Annotated in this window: 8 protein-coding genes and 1 tRNA gene; 5 read left to right on the top strand and 4 right to left on the bottom strand. The window is 49.8% G+C overall.

Going from position 1 to position 20,490, the window contains the following annotated elements; translation table 11 throughout:
* Positions 1–89 precede the first annotated feature (89 nt).
* Positions 90–179: transfer RNA gene (locus H8527_RS00770), tRNA-Ser, on the top strand.
* A gap of 623 nt (positions 180–802) precedes the next feature.
* On the opposite strand, the gene H8527_RS00765 is transcribed toward H8527_RS00770, so the two are convergent.
* The 4 genes from H8527_RS00765 to H8527_RS00750 all read right to left on the bottom strand — a co-directional run bounded on the left by H8527_RS00765 (position 803) and on the right by H8527_RS00750 (position 5,595).
* Positions 803–2,308, bottom strand: a complete 1,506-nt coding sequence (locus H8527_RS00765) for a Do family serine endopeptidase (RefSeq protein ID WP_255498479.1) — start codon at positions 2,306–2,308, stop codon at positions 803–805.
* Positions 2,309–2,538: 230 nt separating this feature from the next.
* The gene (locus tag H8527_RS00760) at positions 2,539–4,185 is read right to left on the bottom strand and encodes an RluA family pseudouridine synthase (protein ID WP_187544790.1); all 1,647 of its coding nucleotides are present in this window, start codon (positions 4,183–4,185) and stop codon (positions 2,539–2,541) included.
* Positions 4,186–4,320: 135 nt separating this feature from the next.
* Positions 4,321–4,944: a deoxynucleoside kinase gene (locus H8527_RS00755; protein WP_187544788.1), complete on the bottom strand. Its 624-nt coding sequence runs from the start codon at positions 4,942–4,944 to the stop codon at positions 4,321–4,323.
* Between the two features lie 27 nt (positions 4,945–4,971).
* The gene (locus H8527_RS00750; RefSeq protein WP_187544786.1) at positions 4,972–5,595 is read right to left on the bottom strand and encodes a deoxynucleoside kinase; all 624 of its coding nucleotides are present in this window, start codon (positions 5,593–5,595) and stop codon (positions 4,972–4,974) included.
* Positions 5,596–5,967: 372 nt separating this feature from the next.
* Between H8527_RS00750 and serB the strand changes: the two genes are divergently transcribed.
* The 4 genes from serB to H8527_RS00730 all read left to right on the top strand — a co-directional run bounded on the left by serB (position 5,968) and on the right by H8527_RS00730 (position 20,459).
* Positions 5,968–7,197 (top strand): phosphoserine phosphatase SerB, encoded by a 1,230-nt coding sequence (gene serB, locus H8527_RS00745; protein ID WP_187544784.1) that lies wholly within the window; start codon positions 5,968–5,970, stop codon positions 7,195–7,197.
* A 177-nt stretch (positions 7,198–7,374) separates the two neighbouring features.
* Positions 7,375–8,769 carry an asparagine--tRNA ligase gene (gene asnS / locus H8527_RS00740; protein WP_187544782.1) on the top strand — a complete coding sequence of 465 codons (1,395 nt, stop codon included), beginning with the start codon at positions 7,375–7,377 and terminating at the stop codon, positions 8,767–8,769.
* A gap of 205 nt (positions 8,770–8,974) precedes the next feature.
* A complete protein-coding gene (locus H8527_RS00735; protein WP_222935068.1) occupies positions 8,975–12,742 on the top strand; it encodes a family 20 glycosylhydrolase in 3,768 nt (1,255 codons plus the stop codon).
* A 748-nt stretch (positions 12,743–13,490) separates the two neighbouring features.
* The gene (locus H8527_RS00730; protein ID WP_187544778.1) at positions 13,491–20,459 is read left to right on the top strand and encodes an immunoglobulin domain-containing protein; all 6,969 of its coding nucleotides are present in this window, start codon (positions 13,491–13,493) and stop codon (positions 20,457–20,459) included.
* Positions 20,460–20,490: the final 31 nt, after the last annotated feature.

The following is a 20,490-nucleotide window of genomic DNA, read 5'->3' as shown; positions in this document are numbered from 1 at the left end:
TTTTTCTCGGGCTTTTCTTGCGCATCTCAAAAATTATCCCTACTTTTGCACCGCGTTTGACAAACAAGACGTCACCCACAATTAGGAAAGGAAGGATGGGTGAGTGGCTGAAACCACCAGTTTGCTAAACTGACGTACGGGCAACCGTACCGGGGGTTCGAATCCCCCTCCTTCCGCCATAAACCTTGAAAGTAAAGGTTTTATTAAGTGCACAAAACGCTCCGAAACATCTGTTTTGGAGCGTTTTTTTATTTTTATCTGCAGAAGAAAGCACGTGATGTAGCAAAGCCGAACCAATTATGAAACGAACTTACCTCAGAGGTAGTTTTTTCTACCTCTGAGGTAGTTGCATTTATCTCCGAGGTAAATCTCCCTCTGTTCCTATTCGTTTTTCCTCGCGCGTACGCGCGCGTCACTACATGAAAGTCTTGTTTTTGCCTTCATTGCCTTCACCAAAAGTCCTAAACCGCTGTAAATAAGCGACTTGCTGGTGAAGGAAAATCCCGTGAAGGCGGTGAAGGCAGATGGATCCTTTGCCTTCACCCGCAACCGGCTGTTTCTTAGTGACTTATCGCGAACGGTGAAGGAGTGAAGGCAAAATACAAACACTATTGTAGGGATGCACGCGCGAGGGGAGGGAAGAGAGCGGCGGCTTTCTCTTCTCGCTTCGTGCGCAGTGCAGCAATTCGAGAGATTAAAGTAACCGCCATCAAAGAGTCTAAAACTCAATGATGGCGGTTGCCTGATTTGAATGAAGGTCAGCCCCGAGATGAGGCGAGAAAGTCGGGAGAGAGGGATGTTTTTACTTCTTGTTTTTGCCTTTGGCCTTAACGTCGCCCAGTTCGATGGTGTAGGAGCGGTTCAAGCCACTCTGCGTCTTGGCGCGAATCCAAAGGACGCGGTCTTGGCTCATATTAGCCGCCTTAACGGCTTCTTCAAAGTCGGCCACGCTGTTCATGGTGCGGTCGTTGACCTGGGTGATGATGATGCCCTTGGTGATGCCGGCTTCCTGCATTTTTCCGGCACGGATGCTGCTCACGACGATGCCGTTGCGCAAACCGAGTTCTTTCTTTTCGGACTCGTTGAGGGCACGGAGGGCAGCGCCCATCGACTCGGTATCGACACTCTCGATGTTGGTCGTTGTGCCTTGGATGTTGCGCAGGGTGAGGGTGGTCACGTAGGCTTTCTTCTTGCGATAGTAGGTCACCTTGATTTTATCGCCGGGACGATGGGTGGTGAGCACCTCTTGGAGGTTTCCGAACTTTTCAATCTTCTTGTCGTCGATGGCGGTGATGACATCGCCCTTTTCCAGTCCGGCAGCTTCGGCAGCACCATCGGCGGAGACTTCGGCCACATAGACACCGCTCAGCGTACCGAGGTCGACGTCTTTGCCCTTTTCCTTTTCGCTGTCAATATAAGAGGAGAGGTCGGAACCTTGGATGCCTAAGAGGGCGCGTTGCACAGCACCAAACTGTTTGAGGTCTTCGACCACTTTGTTCATTATGGTCGTGGGGATGGCAAAACCATAGCCGGTGAAGGCTCCCGTTTGCGAATAGAGCATGGCGTTGATGCCGACGAGTTCACCATTGGCATTGACAAGGGCACCGCCGGAGTTGCCGGGGTTGATGGCGGCATCGGTTTGGATGAAACTCTCCACGGGGTTGGCCGCATTGAGAGAGCGTGCTTTGGCGCTGACGATACCTGCTGTCACAGTGGAAGTGAGGCCGTAGGGGTTGCCGATGGCCAGCACCCATTCGCCGATTTTGAGGTTGTCGCTCGAAGCCACGGTGATGGGAGTGAGTTTGTCGGCCTCTATCTTGATGAGGGCGAGGTCGGTGTTCTTGTCCAAACCGATGATGCGGCCTTTGAACTCGCGGTTGTCATTGAGTTTGACCAAAATCTCATCGGCATCCTGCACCACATGATTATTGGTGACGATGTAGCCATCAGCGGTGAGAATGACACCCGAACCGGCTCCGCTGCGCTTGGGTGCTTGTCGGGGTTGTTGTTGCTGACGAGGTGACTGTCCGCGGCCGAAAAAGTCGCCGAAGAAGTCTTCGAAGGGGTCGAAATACTGCACTTGCTCGGAGCCTCGGTCAGTGCCGGTCACTTTGATGTAGACCACGGAGTTGGTGGCCTTTTCGGCAGCATAGGTCAGGTCGATGGCCTGATGAGGAACAGTGTTGACCTGAGCGGTTGAGGCCGGCGAGGAGAGGGTGGTGGCAGCGGCGTTCTCAGCGGCCACAGCCACAATGCCGTTGCTCAGCAAGGCGGAGAGCAGCGCGACAGTAAAGGTTTTCTTCATCATATAATTGATCTTAAAGGTTTTTGATTTTCGATACTGAACAACGATGGACGAACGGATGATGTCTACATTGTGCGTGCAAAAATAATGCTTTTGATAAGAAAGCAACATTTCGGAAAAGCAAAAAGCTCGGCATTTAAGCTCATTTCACAGAGAAGCCTTTTGATGTTTGTATTTCGGCAACTTCAAGGGGATATCGGAGCATTTATCGAAAGAGGGTAGAGAAAGAGACATCAGAAAGGCGCGGCATCGTGGAACGTCAGGCGCTCTCCCGTGGTGGGATGGGTGAAGGCGAGAGATTCGGCATGCAGACAAAGACGAGTGTCGGGTCGGCCGTAGAGGGCATCGCCCACGATGGGGACACCCAGCCCTTCGGGATGGGCGCAGTGGAGGCGCAGTTGGTGAGTACGTCCGGTTGTGGGATGGAGGTGCAGGCGGAGGCTGGGCTGACGACCGACCACTTGATAGTGCGTTTCGGCGGGAAGGCCATAGCGCTGAGAGACCATCTGCCGCGGGCGATCGTCGGGGTTGGCACAGAGGGGTAGACAGATTGTGCCTTCGGGCGGAAAAGGCAGGGAGTGTGCATCGCCCGTCGGGGAGTCGAGGAGTGCCACATAGCACTTTTCGATGGTGTGGCGGGCAAACTGCACTTGCAGGCGGCGGTAAGCCTCAGCGGTCAAAGCCACGACCATAAGACCGGAGGTGTCCATGTCCAGGCGGTGCACCATCATCGGACCTTCGGCTTGAGGAAATCGGCGGCGCACCTCATCGCGCACAGAGGGTACATCGTCATTGCCCGGCACAGAGAGCATGCCGGAGGGTTTGCTCACGACGACGAAATTTTGGTCGACATATAAAATGCGAAGTTGAGCCGCCATCGCCCGATTGCGTTCCAGCAACGGATTAGGCTCGACATCAAGCCCACGGAGCATATGGCGCAGCAAAGGGCGGCACTTGTGACGGCAGGAGGGATAGAAGTTTCCCTCGCAACGCACCTCATCGCGTGGCGAAACGCCCATCCAAAATTCGGCCATACACAGAGGATGAAAACCGGTGAGAAAGGCCGCTTGCAGGAGTTTGGGGGCGCAACATTCGCCACTGCCCGAAGGAGGAAGGCCTTCGAAGAGTGTGGGCAGCGCTGCCACTTCGCCCAAGGCATTGTGCAAGTGGTATTGATTGAAGAGCCAGTGCTGCAAGGCAGCAGATCGTCGAGCACGCTCGCGGATCAACGCTTCGGCAGCTGTGGTGAAAGTCCTGATGCGGGCCGCAGCCGCAGCGATGCGCTGCGCGTGGTGTTGTCTCAGTCGGCGAAATTCGGCTTTGAGATGCCGACTTTCGGCCACAAGTTGCGCTTCCTGCGATGAAACTGTGGAGGCCGGAGAGTGGCGCAGTTGGTCGCGCCGGGATTTGGCTTGCTTCAAGTAGGCTTTGGCCGCGGCCACTTCTTGGGCAGCCTGCTCTTCGCAGTGATGCAGGGCAGTCGCTGCATCGTGGAATTGTGGAAGGTGACGCAGGGTGTGAATGGCCCGCGTGAGGGCAACGACCGCCCGTTCTTCGCGCTGAAATCGCCCTTCGGGATGAAGCAAATCGTAGATGGGCGGCACGAAATAGGGTTGCCGGTTGCTCCCACTCAATTCACCGGAAAATGCCGCCAGAAAACCGCGTCCTTCGCTGCCATCTGCCTGTGGAACTCCGACGACAAGCACGCCCAGCATCTTTCCTCGCTTCGCATCGGCCAGCAAGTGAGGCTGAGTGTGCAGATAGGTGCGCACGGCATCGGCTGCGGCCAGGCAGAGCGGATGGGGCGTGTAGTGGAAGGGATAGGTGAACTGCTTGGGCGATGGAATGTCGGCGCACGAGGAAGGAAGCGGATGAAGCATAGGTATGAAGAGGGGTAGAGAGGCAGATGTTGAAACGTCTTTATGGAAAGCACCACGCAGCATTTGCACGAGGAGAAACAAGAGCAAATGCTGCGTGGGGAAACGGCTATTCGGTAGAGTGGGACGCGGGCGACGTCAAGGTTGGGGCGAAAAGAGGCCGAAGAGTTCGCTGTCAATGCGTTCGGTGATTTGACGGAAGTGCGCGGGGTTGCTTTCAAACTGGAGTTCATCGCCTTCCACCACGATGAGGCGCCCCTCATAAGAGGCTATCCAATGCTCGTAGAGGTCGTTGAGCCCTTGGAGGTAGTCGATGCGCATGGTCTTCTCAAAGTCGCGTCCGCGCTTTTCGATGTGAGAGACGAGAGTCGGAATCGAGGATTTGATGTAAATCATGAGATCGGGCAGCTTGACGAGCGACATCATGAGATCAAACAAGTCGGTGTAGTTCTGGAAGTCGCGGTCGCTCATCATCCCCATCTTGTGGAGATTGGGGGCAAAGATGCGGGCATCCTCAAAGATGGTGCGGTCTTGGATGATGGTGTCGCTGCTTCGACCGATGGCCACAACGTCTTTGAAACGCTTGTTGAGAAAATAGATTTGCAGGTTGAACGACCATCGGTTCATGTCCTGATAGAAGTCTTCGAGATAAGGATTGAAGTCTACCGGTTCGAAGAGGGGCGACCAGTTGTAGTGCTTGGCGAGCATTTTGGTCAGCGTGGTCTTTCCGCTGCCGATGTTTCCGGCTATGGCAATATGCATGGTGGTGGGGTTGAGTTTGGAGGAAGGTTAGGGGTGGTTGAAGAGGCCGAAGAGCTCGGCATCGATGCGGTCCACGATGCCCGCAAAGTCGGCGGGGTTTTGCTGAAAGTCGAGGGTATCAACCTCGATGACGAGGACGCGTCCGGTGTATTTTTCGAAGATAAACTCGTCGTAGCGGCGGTTGAGATTTTCGAGGTAGTCGATGGGCATTGTCTGCTCGTAGTCGCGTCCGCGCTTTTGGATGTTGTTCACCAGGTGGGGCACCGAGGCGCGGAGGTAGACCATCAAGTCGGGCGCACTGACCATGGCGGTCATCGTTTCAAACAGTTCCATATAAGTGCTGAAATCGCGGTCGTCAAGGTTGCCCATGTCGCGATTGTTGGCCGAAAAGACGTGGACGCCTTCGAAGATGCTGCGATCTTGCACAATGTGTTCTTCCGACTGGTCGATGGCCAAAACATCCTTGAACCGCTCTTTGAGAAAGAACACTTCGAGGTTGAACGACCATCGAGGCATGTTCTCATAGAAATCGTCGAGATAGGGGTTTTGCGCCACCGATTCAAACTTTGGCGTCCAGCCGTAATGTTGGGCAAGCAAGGTGGTCAGCGTGGTTTTTCCGCTGCCGATGTTGCCGGCTATGGCGATGTGCATAAGTGTCAGTAGGTGTTCAATTTATTTAGTCGTAGGATGTTCTCTATTTTGCTGCTATCTCTGTCTCCCTTTTCTTCCACCTTGATTTTGTTCGTCAGTCGGGTAGCCCGTTACACTCCTTCTTCTTCGCAAAGACAAGCTGACGAAAAAAACTGAAACAAATCTAGCAGCAATTGAATTTGAACACCTACTTAGGAATTTTGCGCAAAGTTACGCAAAAAACGGCAAAAACTCTCTGCTTCCTGTCACTATTCTGCCGAAAAGAGGTAAGAAAGCCTTGCACGGCTGAACAAATCTTTCTAACTTCGCCGTCCCATTCACGAAGCCGAACCCTTGGTGGAACGGCGTTTTGCAACACAGACTTCTCTCTTTATGAAAACCGAAATCATCCTGCTCCGCATCACCGGAGAAGACCGCCCCGGACTGACCGCCTCCTTCATGGCCATTATGGCCGCCTACGACGTCGAAGTGCTCGACATCGGTCAGGCCGACATCCACTCGACCCTCTCCCTTGGCATCCTCATCCGCACCGACGAGGAGGCCAGCGGTCGCGTCATGAAGGACGTGCTCTTCAAAGCCTCGGAACTCAATGTGCACGTGAGCTTTCACCCCATCGACAACGAAGAATATGACGACTGGGTGAACGCGCAAGGCAAAAACCGCTACATCCTCACCCTCATGGCGCCCCACCTCACTGCCCGACAAATCGAGGCCGTGAGTCGCTTGGTGGCCGAAGAGGGGATGAACATCGACGGCATCCGCCGCCTCACCGGCCGTCCGCCCCGCATCCAGTGTGTCGACAAGGTGCGCGCCAGTGTGGAATTTTCCCTCCGTGGCACCCCGCGCAGCCGTGAGGAGTTTCAAGCCCGCCTGCTCCGCTTGAGCAGCGAGATGGAGATGGACAGTTCGCTGCAGAAGGATGATATGTTTCGGCGCATGCGGCGGCTCATCTGTTTCGACATGGACTCCACACTCATCCAGACCGAGTGTATCGACGAACTGGCCGATCGTGCCGGTGTGGGCGATGAGGTGCGTGCCATCACCGAACGTGCCATGCGGGGCGAACTTGACTTCCGCGAGAGTTTCACGCAGCGTGTGGCCTTGCTCCGCGGGCTCGATGTGTCGGTCATGCAGGACATTGCCGAACACCTCCCCATCACTGAAGGCGTGGAGCGCCTGATGTACGTGCTCAAGCGTTGCGGCTACAAGATAGCCATCCTCAGCGGTGGTTTCACTTTCTTTGGCAACTATCTGGCGCGCTGCTTCGGCATCGACTATGTCTATGCCAATGAACTCGAAGTGGGGGACGATGGACGGCTCACCGGCCGCTTCGTGGGTGATGTGGTGGACGGCACGCGAAAGGCCGAACTCCTCCGTCTGCTGGCGCAAGTCGAGAAGGTAGACCTCGCCCAGACCATCGCCGTGGGCGACGGCGCCAACGACCTACCGATGCTCTCGGCTGCCGGGTTGGGCATCGCCTTCCATGCCAAACCCCGCGTGGTGGCCAATGCGCGCCAAAGCATCTCGACCATGGGGTTGGACGGCGTGCTCTACTTCCTCGGTTTCAAAGATTCTTACCTTGACGAAAAAGGCAGAAGCTGAACACCGACTTATGACATAGAGATTTTTCAATGTGGTCGGCGAAACGGCGCAAACGCCACATTGTTCCACCTAAATGTTGCACAGATAGGGGGAAAATCGTAATTTCGCGGCTGAATGGTATGCTCCCACTGCGAAGCCACCACGACAAACAACAATAAAAAGGCAAACAACAAGAATATGGAAAGAACAAAAATCAACGACCTTCTGCGCCGCACCGACTTTGGCGCCACTGTGTGCGTGAAGGGATGGGTGCGTACGCGCCGCGGCAGTAAGAGTGTCAACTTCATCGCGCTCAACGATGGCTCCACCATCAAGAACGTGCAAGTGGTGGCCGATGTGGAGAAGTTTGATGCCGACATGCTCAAACTCATCACCACCGGTGCCTGCTTGAGCGTTGAAGGCGTCCTCGTCGAAAGCCAGGGCGCAGGCCAAGCCGCTGAAATCCAAGCCACAACCATCGAGGTGCTCGGTGAGTGCGGCAGCGACTTCCCCATGCAGAAGAAAGGCCAAACCTTTGAATACATGCGCCAACACGCCCACCTGCGTCTGCGCACCAACACTTTCGGCGCGGTCTTCCGCATCCGCCACAACATGGCCATGGCCGTGCACAACTATTTCCACGAGCACGGCTTCTTCTATTTTCACACGCCACTCATCACTGCCAGCGACTGCGAAGGCGCCGGTCAGATGTTCCAAGTCACCACGAAAAACCTCTACGACTTGAAGAAAGGCCCGGACGGCAAAATCGACTACAGCGACGACTTCTTCGGCAAGACCACCAGCCTCACTGTCTCTGGGCAACTCGAAGGCGAACTCGGCGCCATGGCCCTCGGTGCCATCTATACTTTCGGCCCGACTTTCCGTGCCGAGAACTCCAACACCCCACGCCACTTAGCAGAGTTCTGGATGATTGAACCCGAAGTGGCCTTCATCGAACTAGCTGATTTGATGGACCTTGAGGAAGATTTTATCAAATACTGTGTACGCTGGGCTTTGAATAACTGTCAAGACGACTTGGAGTTTCTCAACAAAATGGTCGATTCCACACTCCTCGAACGTCTTAATTCCGTTGTTTCGACCGATTTCGTACGCCTCACTTATACAGAAGGTATTCGTTTGCTCGAAGAAGCTGTTGCCCAAGGCAAGAAGTTTGAATTCCCCGTCTACTGGGGTTGTGATTTGGCTTCCGAACACGAGCGCTACCTCGTTGAAGAACACTTCAAGAAGCCTGTCATCATGACCGACTACCCCAAGGAGATCAAGGCATTCTACATGAAACTCAACGAAGATGGAAAAACTGTGCAAGGCACTGATGTCCTCTTTCCACAGATTGGCGAAATCATCGGCGGCTCCATCCGTGAGGCCGACTATGACAAACTTGTAGAAGGCATGGGGCGCTTCGGTATCAAACCCAAGGAGATGGACTGGTATCTCGACACGCGCCGCTTCGGCAGTTGCCCTCACGGTGGTTTTGGGCTCGGTTTCGAACGTCTCATTCTCTTCGTCACAGGCATGCAGAACATCCGCGACGTCATCCCCTTCCCCCGTACTCCCAACAATTGCGAGTTCTAAATCGCGAGGGCAACAACCCTGCCCCACGACCACCCCGAAAAAATACTCCAACAAGCCGGTTTGCATCATCGCAAGCCGGTTTGCTTTTTTATTGAGGACACTCATCGCCTCAAATATTAAGTTGTCGATAAACCGTCACAATGGGATGAATTCTGTTGGAAATTTATGCAGGATATCGACCCGTCTCTTCCTCAAAGGTTTATATATGATACTTTATTATCTATATTTTAGGATATCTCTTTGGGAAATACAAAAAAAACACTACATTTGCAACCTCAACATCTTAAAACCTTATCATATCATGTATCGAAAACTTTTATTTTTATGTTGGGTGTTGCTGGTTTCCATGATGAGCCGTGCCGTACCCTCTTTTCCTCAGGTAAGTACCTCGCAGGAAACTTATTGGTATTTTCTGAAATTTACTAACAGTGGTTTGGTTCTGGAAGCCAACAAAGCCAATACCGGTGCACATTTAGCGGCAATGACCGGTGTTGGTGCACAACTCTGGAAAGTGGAAGGAACTGCTACTGCAGGTTATACGCTGACCAATAAGATGGGGTTGCAACTTTTTGTCACTGATACCCAAGAAAAAGGTATGGTTCAAGCTGCAAAGCAACACGCGAACAATAAGTTTTCAATCTTGCCGTGTAAAACGACCAATTTTACTTCATCGTTTGAAATCCATCCCAAGGCGAATGCATTAGTCGCTTTCAATCAATGGGGCGGAGCCGGAGTGGGACATCCCGTTGGGCTCTGGACATCGAGTAAAGATAAGGAGGGAAATAATGCAATCGTTTTTGAGACGACAACTGTGCTTGAAGCCTACAAAAATCTCCCTCCCTTAATCCCCTATCCACAGGAGATTTCACTTCACAAAGAAAAACAACTTGATTTGCGTAGTTTGCAGGTCATTACTTTTCCTGACGATTCTTTGAAAGGAATGGTACAAGACTTTGCAGAGGAATTAAAAAAGCATCTATCTTTGCCTCTTTCGCTGCGGCCTTCTCCTCTACTCCCTGCTGATGGTTCGATTTCCTTGATAGCGGACCAGAGTATTTCAGAGGCAGAGGCCTATATGCTCACGGTTACCCCTAAGCAAATTGTGATAAAAGCCTCTCATCAGGCAGGTTTCTTCTATGCACTTCAGACGTTGCGCCAGCTCATGTCAAAGGCCTTCTATACTGCATCTTCGTCTGAAACGGCCTTAAATATTCCTGCGTTAGACATCAAAGATAAGCCGCAGTTGACCTATCGCGGCTACATGTTGGACGTAGCGCGTCATTTCTTTGACAAGACCGAGGTAAAGCGCATTCTCGACATTATGTCGTTCTACAAAATGAATCGCTTACACTGGCATCTCACCGACGACCAGGGATGGCGCATTGAGATTCCTGAATATCCACGACTCACTCAGGTGGGAAGTCGCCGTAAAGGCTCATTCGTGAGCGATGGTACTTCTCCCGGCTTTTTCGATGATACGGAATATGGCCGAGGCATGTATTACACTCTTGACGATTTGCGAGAGATTGTAGCCTATGCCGCTGAGAGAAATATTGAAATTATTCCGGAGATTGATATGCCCGGACACATGGTGGCTGCTCTTGCAGCATATCCGGAGTTCAGTTGTCATCCAGAACGGACTTATCAGGTGCGCATCAATTCTGGTATTTCAAAAGATGTACTGAATATTGGAGATGACAAGGTCATCGACTTCTTGAAAACGGTGTTGGACAATGTAGCCAAAGTTTTCCCAGGACGCTATATTCATCTTGGAGGAGATGAATGTCCAACTGATCGTTGGAAAGAGAATGCTCTTTGTCAGCAACGCATTAAAGATAATAATCTAAATGGAGTTGGCGAGTTGCAACCTTGGTTAGTACATCAATTGGCCGTTTATTTGAAGAAGAAGTATAACAAAGAGATTGTTGCCTGGGATGAACTGATAGAAACTAAAACTGATAATTATTGGAAGCGTCATAAAGGAGAGGTCTCTCCTCTTATTATGGCATGGAATCTAGGGCTTGATGGAAGTGGCCGATGGACAAACTGGACCGATGTCTTGGCGGCTTCAAAGGGTTTCCATAGTGTCATCGTACCCTACAACGTGCTCTATCTCGACTGGATGCAGGTAGGACCTGACCAAGCCGATGTTAATGAAGGTTATCGCGGCGGATGGGGAGATAATAATGTGAACAGTGTGGAGAAGATTTACAAGTTTGACCCATTAGAACGCTTGCGCAAAGCTGGTAAGGTGGAATATGGACTTGGGGTACAAGGCAACATGTGGACAGAAACCACCAATAACAACGCTGAACTGGAATACCAACTTCTGCCACGTTTGCTTGCACTCTCTGAGATTGCCTGGTTGCCACATGACAAGAAAGAGTGGTTGAGTTTCTTCTATCGTCTGCAAGCTCATCGTGCGGTTTTTGAAAGTCGGAATATGACCTATGCGAAGCATTTCTTCCTTCCGGAGGATAAATCAGAACTCCTGCGACTCACTGAGGAAGCTGAGGCCTTATTGGCCGGCACGCATGCCGATAAAGTAGGCTATGCCTCAAAAAGTACTTGCGAAGTCTTGGCAAATACCGTGGAAGCGGTGAAGAAACAGAAGGGTGGCGATGAAGCACAACAAGCAGAGACGTTGAAAAAAGCACTTGAGGTCTTCAAGGCTGCTCCCATCACGCAACCCGTTGCAGGAAAGGTATATCGTCTGTTCTCTGCTTCTACTTATTATAAGGCAAAATATGCCGGTGCAACGCTTTATGCCGATGAAAAGAAGGCGCTCAGAGTGCACTATACCGATCAGCAAGAACCGGAAGAACTCTTTACGTTTGTTCCTGCACAGAATGGATGGATATTGAAGGCTCTCAGCAATGATCAACAGGTTACTATAGGGGCTTATGATCAACCCTTGCGCTTCACTAAAAATAATGGTACTCCCCTTCGGATAGATCGTGCTTCTGTCGCTGCCCAACAATATGATTATGTACCAGGGGCGGTAGTTTTATCGAAAGTAGATGGATATAGCACAACGGCAACCGGACGTGTGAGCCGACTCTACATCAAAACTTTTGGTGGAGACCGGAACAACGATGTGCCGGCAGAAAACAAAGTTGTGGCTTGGGACAATCCCACCTTATGCCACCCTGGAACATGGCATATTGTAGAAGCAGATTTCCGCCAGATGCTCATTGCTCTTTTGCAACGCTGTGATCGTATTGTCGAGGATGTCCTGCCCAATGAAGAAGGACAGTACACGCAAGTTGCCATAAAACAATTGCAAAAAGAACTTCTACCTGCTCGAGATTTGATAGCGAAACAGTCTCCTGTCTCACAAGAGCAATATGAGATTTATGTAAAGGCTTATCAGAAATTCGTGAAAGCGCCAAAGACTACAGCCGTAGAGGCGATTTCTTCCGATCGCTACTATGTGATTCGTTCCGCACATCCCAATTTGACGGACTATGTGGCTCAACTCAAAAATGGCTATGTCGTACCTACATCAGTAGAATCTCCAATTTCTTTGGATGCCGACCCTACGATTCTGTGGCAATTGATTCGTCAAGAAAATGGTACTTTCAATCTCTTAAATAAAGCCGATAAGAAGTACGCCGCAGTACAAAGTGCGACCTATGGAGGACGCGTCATAGAAAGTAAAATGCCCTACTCGTGGACGATACGTTCTCATAAACAAGGAGAGGTCAAAGGCTTTTTGCTCATTGCTGATGCCTCAAACTATGGTTGGTCTTTACCGTTGACTCCTACGTCTACGTCTCAAGTAACCTTACAATCGCTCACTCAGTGGAATAATATTTGGAAACTTGAGCCTACTGCTGTCTCCACGGCTTTGTCTCGCCCCTCTGTCAAGAATGATACATTGGGAAGAACTTATGATTTGTCAGGACGCGTGACCTCTTCGACTCAGCATGGAGTCGTTATTGATGCTGCCGGTCAGAAACATATTCGATAAAATCAGTTTTACTGATAACTATTGCTGTCCAGTAAAAGTTTTTTAGTGTGAAAAATAAGGCTGAAATCCTGCAAGAGGATTTCAGCCTATTTTGTTACTTTGCTTGTTGAATAAAAAACTAGTGACCTGAGTTCGGCCCCAGGTTCTTGTTAAACTGAATTGGGATTTCGGAGAAGCAGTACAGAGGGCTGTCGTCATCTCGAGGACGGGGGACAGCGGGCGGCGCACCGGGGGCGATTTTCTCCCACTTCTCTGCTAAATTGTTTTCTTTGCACGGCTAAACCATTTTCTTTGCATGTGATAGCATAAAAGTTCTTTTATGCAAAATCGAGGTCATTTACACATCAGGAAGAAAGCATAGAACGATAATGATTTTACGCTCACTTATGTAATCTCTGGATGTCAAGAATGAGGGGCTCGGTACTTTCTGGTAGAGTTATTAAAGGGCGAATTTGTTCAGGTGCTGAAATAGTTATATCTTTGGAGATACTTTTCAAGAGCTCTCCATAACATCGATAGGATTACTCATTCATTTTATTCTACTCTCACACACTATGCAAAGACTTTTATTGAAGCCACCGGTCTGTGGTGGCCGATTGTTGCTCGGGAATTGAGCGAAAGGTGAATGATTTCACAATGAACAAACTGACTACCCATGCCCTGGTGGCACGAGCAGTCGCTTCGTTCTACCCTTTTGCACGCCTAAAGCGTGTTTTTATGTGATATAAGCTAAACAAACCCAATAATTATGTCCGTTTCTTTACTTTTTTGCCATAGACAGGGTCCTCCTCGCTTCTTGGTGACGTTCTTGCTCTCCATGGTCCTCTCGACCCTGGGGCTTTCGGCCTTTGCTCAGGGACACCCTGAATTAAAGGAGGAGGATTTTGGAGTCTCATTTATCGTAGGTAATCAGAATTGTGATACCCCTGGAATCCTAAGCATTACCTATGCCAATCGTGTCGCAGGGTTCACCAAGCTCTCTTACGAAGTTGTAGTCTATGACTATAGAACCAACCAGAATGTTACGATCAAAGCCGCTACGACTGATTTAGGAAAGACTTTGCTTATCCCTTTTACCGAGGCAAAAGAACCAGAAACACGTGGTATTCATATTAAAGTTCAAGCGGAGTATGGAGGCTCGACTCCTGAAGAAGTAGAATTATATCATACTGATTATAGCGGAGGTCGGACAGATATAGTATATAGTAGCCCTAATACCATCTCTGGTGCTATGGTGGGTGGAGAGTGCTCTGGTGTTGGCGAAATCAGCCTACCGACCGCTCCGTTGACCGGTATCAGGGAGATGATTTATGAGATTTACAAAGAGGATGGAACTCTTCTGACGACACACACCTTGACCAATCCTTATCTGGGTGAAAAGGTAACTGTTGCAGCTCCTGCTGTTTACAACGTTAAGCCCATTGCCGTGCTGGATTGTAGCAACCCTACCAAAGAAAATGATTACACCGGCTATGGTGATTGGGACGGCAATAAATTCGTTTACAATATGCAGGAAGTCTCCCTCGCTGGAGAAATGTCTGTCTCTGCGAATGCGTCTGCTGCTGCGATGGGAGATTGTGAAGGAGAGGCCACTCTCGCGGCGTATGGTACCGGAACTGCCACCGCGATGACCTATGAGATTAGAAAAAGTGGAGAAACCGCCGTTTTTAAGACGGTAACCAGTTCTACTCCTACTAATTTTGAAGTAAAAGTGAAGCTTCCGGCTGGAAACTACGAGGTGACAGGCATCAGCAACAGCTGCGGCAATAAGGTGAAAACCTCCTTGAATCTTGCCAAGAGTGGGTTGAATCCCCCCACTGTTACAGCTGTTGGACGTGCTAATGTTGGCTGCCCGGACGGAGTCATTACGGCTCAAGTCTACGGAGTTCCCGATGATGTAACGATCACCTATGAACTGATAGAGCGTGACAGCAACACGCTTGTTCAAACGAAGACAGGCCAAGGATCGGCAAAAGTGACTTTCAACAATATCGTGTTGCCGGACAATGGTAGTTCCTATGTCTACTACAAAGTGAATGCCAAAACCTGCGGTGTCTCTTCAAGCAAGGAGACTTATGCGCGTAACAATGGTACTCCTAGCCTGTACCTTAACAATCGAGATTATGGACACATTGGTTGTTCTGATGGTAGTATTGAGGCCATGCTTTACAATGTGTCCAATGATTTAGATGTGACGTATGTGCTTTCTCATAAAGGCACTGTTCTTGCGACAAAAACGGCCAAGGGAGGAGAACAGGTCAAGTTTGAAAATATCTTTGTCTACGAAGATGCCAACAATAACGATGCCTACACGGTAGAGGCACAAGTTTGCTCTCTAAGGAAAAAGGAGACCACCGGAATCCGTACGAACTCTTATCCCGAAACTCGGATACAAGAACAAACCGGGCCTTCCAGCATTTGTGTTGCAGATGGCACGATAACAGTCACAAACTATAGCGGTTCATATTATTTCGGCAATTTGCAGGGACAACTCGAAGTGTATGCTAATGATGTGTTGATACACAGCGAAAATGTAGATGGGAATTGGATATCCAGCACCATTACAGGAGTTCCAGCCGGCCAGATTACGGCAAAGCTTAATTTTGGATGTGGAACAACTCCCGAAACAAAATTTGTATTGAAACCTCGTACACTTTATGCTATGAACCTTAGTGTTTATGCGAGAATGACGAGCTACTGTGTCGACCAACAGATGCGCATAGAACCGATTTTGGAATTCCCGAGAGCTACTTCGGGGTATCCTCCGGCTCTTGATATGTTGGAGGAAATGAAGCAGGGTACTTATGAACTTTACAAGGGAACAACGCTGCTCTCTTCCGGCAATTATTCTGACATTCCGGAGGCCGGTTTGCCCGTTACTGAGGAAGGCGACGATTATCGTTTGGTGGTTCGCTCTCGCTGTACTCCTTCCGTTGTCTTGACCGTACCCAATATTAAGGTTAAAAAGCCGGTGCTTTCTTTCTATGAAGCCAAAGCCTATGACTCTTCGGGATGTATCCCTACCGGAAGCATCAGTATACGAATGACAGAAGGCTATGCTCTTCCAGAGAAGATATCTTCACTTGAAGGGTATTTTTCCTACGAATTGATGAAAGATGGCGTTCTTTATCGAAGTGGGCAAATCACAGCGTACGGTCAACAGTTATCCATTGCTGAGCTACCTCCGGCTCGCTACACGTTGAATGTCTTCATCACTTGTGCACCCGAGATGTCCATCTCGACAGAACTGGAAGTCAAAGGTAAACTTGAAGTTCCAACTCTGACCTCTAATTCTGTCAGCATCCAACCCGCTTGTGGTAGTCTTCTCAGTGATGTGTATATCTCACTTCCCCGCCCGACCACAGACATTAAAAGCTATGATGTTGTCCTCACTCGTAAGTCCGACAACCAAGTGGTTTATAAGAATCATATTACCGGCAGCTCTATTTACAGGCAGTTGCTGGCCGGTGAATATAGGCTGACTTATGTGATGAATAGTCAATGTAACTATCCGGAAGCGACTTATGATTTCACTGTAGGTGCCACTTCCGATTTGTCAGAAGCATATAAATTTGAAGTGAGTACTATTCCTCCCACAACGCTCAATGGCTTAGGAAGAGCTAGTATAGAGCTAAGGTCGAAGGCACTGTATTACTCGGAGAAGATTAAAGACCTTATCACCCTTACGTTGACTTCTACCGATGGGAAAACGTATTCTAGAATTGTACCAGCCGGAAGTAGTTTTCAATTCTATAATTTGCCGGCAGGCACGTACACCGCGAAGGCTTCTTTTGTCGGCCGAAATTGTGAGAAGACCATCACCTTTCTGATGCCGTCTCCGGGACTCAAAGGCTATAACTATCCGGACATGGAGTGTGGAAGCAACAGCCCCTTGGGCTTAGGTGTAGCGCTGGAGACCGCAAACGCAGATTTCAAAGGAAAGGTCTTTACTTTCAAACTCTACAAACGTACGGCTCCTGGTGCTTCGACTTTCACGCAAGTAGCTTCCAAAACGGAAACAGCCGGAAAGACTTGGACCTATTTCCCAGGGGTGCTGTCCGGAACCGATTACAGCTTGTATGAAGCTGTGGTGGAAATGGACGGATATGAGGTGTATCGTGAAGAAGTGGAGAAACCTCGTCAGATTCATCTTTACGACCTTACTGCGACCTCAACCCCTACACAGAAATACAATAATGTGGATTATAAACTCGGAACAGTGACTGCTGTACTGCCGCCTAATTCACGTTATTATAAATCTTATGCGATGCCTTTTGGCGGTACACACACTTGGGAGTTGACGCACAGCGGAACAGGGGAAACCTATACCAAAACTGCGTCTTCACCTCTGACTCCTGTGACGTTTGACAACCTGCCGGAAGGAACCTATCGCATTGCTTATTCTTATGCAAACGGCACTTGTGCGAAGACAGAGTATTACTATACTAATGTCACAGTGACGAGCAGTACTCCTTTCGTACTGATGACTTCAGCGGTCAACGCTACCTGCGAATTGAATGCCAAAATTACAGCCGAAGTACGCGATGCAGCCGGCATTCAGATGCTGACCTATACCCTGACAAGTCCGGCCAACAGCTACAATGAATCTCAAAATACCACAACCCCGGCGGTGCCGATGACTTTCCCCGACCTGGCCCCGGGTGAATATACCTTGAGGGCAGAGGCTCAGTTGATGGGAGGAGGAGCACCATTGGTGCAAACGCAGACCATCACCCTCACTGGTACCAGCCCGATGATGAACATCGTTATCGACCCGAAGCGTACAAGGCCGGCTCTCAAAGGCTGTGCTACCGGCTATTTCGCGTTCAAATTTGTCGATGACGATGAATATACTCCTAAAACGATAGGGGAAGAGTATGAGTTCTCTATTGTAGAGGCTCCGGTAGGTTCCGGCATCTCTGTTCCGATGAAATTGGTACGTGGCAATACCACATGGACAAGTCCCTACTATACCAATACCAATAATCTCTCTCAACGAATGAATTTCCCGGCAGGAAAGTACAAATTTAAGGTGAAGAATGATTGTAAGACCTTAGAGTTTGAGTACACCTTATTGGAAAGGGATGAGAATCCATATCGTTACGGTGCGATAAGCTATCAGTGCGAAACAGATGGAGTTTACAGAATCTATGGTGGTGGTGCCTCTCTAAATAATAGTAATGATGATTATATCTATTGGGATGACCTATTTCGCCTTTCCGTAACTTCTGCTTCCGGCGTTACGATGCCTCCTGCTCCCTTCTCTGAGTTTGCGGGGAAAGTACTGCCGTTTGAGCCTCAAGAACATACGACGAAAGTGACTTCTATTTGTCCGAGTATTCCTGCAGCTGACAGGTCTTGGAGCATTGGAGTCTCTTATGGTACCAGACAAGAATGTGATTATACGGAAGTGACAGGGGATGAAGGTACCGCGTGTGAGCAGCGCATACTCCTTGTCGAGGACTTAGATGCGCCTGTGGGTTCTCAGATTCTTCATCGCGGTCCTTTCTATGGTTATTACAAGGCTCAGGGCAATCGCAGATTCCGCTTCACGATACTCAACCAAAACAACAAAACGTTGTGGACGGAAACCATGACTCCCAAGAATTTTGGAACAGTGACATGGGGTGCCGCAAGCGATATCTGTGATACAAGGCAAGTTTCCTGTTATATCTATGGTGGTTGTGGTAAGGCTTACTTCAAAATCTATAAGGGCATAGGGGCGGCCAAAGAGGCACAGCCTGTCTACGAATCGAAGGAATTAGAAACCAGAGCTCGTTATACAGGACCTCTTTTCCAAGATTACACCTTTGAGGCCTATGACCACAACAATGTTCTGATATATAGTAGCACCGGAAATTCGGGGGGATATACGCACATCACGGAATTCGGCATTTATAATGCCTGTGGTTATAATACCACCGATGCTGACGATGAGTATAAAATGCAGACCGTGGCCTTCAAAGTTCCACCTTTGGCTCCCAGAACCAACATGTATTATCTTCCCCCCACCACCTTCACTATTGTAAAAGGAGACAAGACCTATGTCGGTACATTGCATCCAAATTACGCACATAAGTCTTATTATACCTATTGGCTTCCTGCGGTCGGTGAATGGTCCTACGCCCCTGTGACCTGGAAAGTGATCAGGTACAACACGACAAACGCTGGAGCTCATGGCCCCACCTTTAAGTTTGGTGAAACCATCAGTGGCACTTACTCTGTCTGTGACGGTCCGGAGAAGCCCTTTCAGGGAGTGACACAGCCTAACAAAATCTTTAAGGTGGAACTTCTAGATGGCTGGACACAAACCTGCGACGGATGGGACTTGGTGGTGCCCAGCAAGGCCTACTACACGGTGAATGATAAGAAACAAGAAGTCACCGTGACAGGATATGAATATACCAATCCTGTGACTAATGTGAAGTATGCCAGTTCTACCCTTGATGGAGCTGTTTTGAAAGTGCCTATAGGACAAAAATTCGGCATCACCCTGAAGGGTCTCCCTTGTGGCTTCACCTCGGTGTATCGACCCAATCGTATGGAGCACACGATAGATAAGGCCAAGAGTCTCTCTTTCTATTGCACGGCTAATCATATGGGTAAGCACTATGTCGAGGCTAAAAATGGAACGCCACCCTATACCTATACCTTCTACGATGGTACGGGACCCACGGCGTCTCCCATTCCCAGCACCGCGACTTCGCCCAATCCCCAAACTTCGATGACCGGTGCCATGTTTGACTGGGGCGAGGATGGCAAAACCTATCGCATTGACGTCAAAGATGCCTGTGGCAATGTGACCATTAGCCAGGAAACCACGGTGTTGAGTATGACCAACCTGATGCAGCGACTCAAACAAGACATCACAACCTGTTCGGGAGAAGCCGTCACCTTCTTGGGACAATCTTTCCCTGTGGCTATCTACAACTGGACGCTTCCGGCAGGAAGCCCCCGTGTGTTGACACCTGCTGAAAAGAGTAGCCGCATCCTCACTCTCAACAACATTCAGCCATCGGATGCCGGAACCTACACGTTGGACATTTCGCCCAATGACTGTTCCGTCAACATTCAGATGACTTTTGAGTTGAGTGTCGACCACGTAGCCCCCATCACCACTCCGGCTGTCAATTCCATTGTCTGCAAGGGAACGCCCGTCCCCCTTTCGCCCGGAGCGGGTTCTGCTGATAGCAATGGAACTCCGGGTGCAGTGACTTACCAGTGGTATCACAGCCGCGATGGAATCAACTTTACCAAAATCACCGGTGAAACAACAGATAGCTACACCTATCCCGCAAACACTGTGGGAAGAATGCACATCAAGCGTGTGGACAGCTATAAGAACTGTTCGAAAGAGACTCCGGTCAATATCATTGAAGTGAAAGAAACGCCTATACAGACCTTCACCACAAAGGAACTGGGCTTGAGCACACGGAATGGTAAGAAGTTTACCCTTCCCACCGGCCGCGTAGTTCCGAGCACGGGGGTGACCTACCAATGGGAACGCAGTGACGATGGCGTATCGGGGTGGACACCGGTCAGCACCGACCGTCAGTTTGAAGAAACTACGACTTTCCCCAAGTCGCAAAAGCAGGTCTTCTATCGCCGCAAGGTCATCATGGGTAACTGCTCAGTGATGAGTCCCAACATAAGAGTGCGTTTCTCTTCCTCCACACCCATGATTAACCCTCACCTCCGCTTGCGTGTCAAGAACTAAGGTGAAACGAGCACACATTCCACATACAAAC

The organism is Alloprevotella sp. Lung230 (genome assembly GCF_014385435.1).
Classification (GTDB): Bacteria; Bacteroidota; Bacteroidia; order Bacteroidales; family Bacteroidaceae; genus Alloprevotella.
Note: the sequence above shows the minus strand (reverse complement) of the source record. Positions and strands in the feature narration are given on the sequence as shown.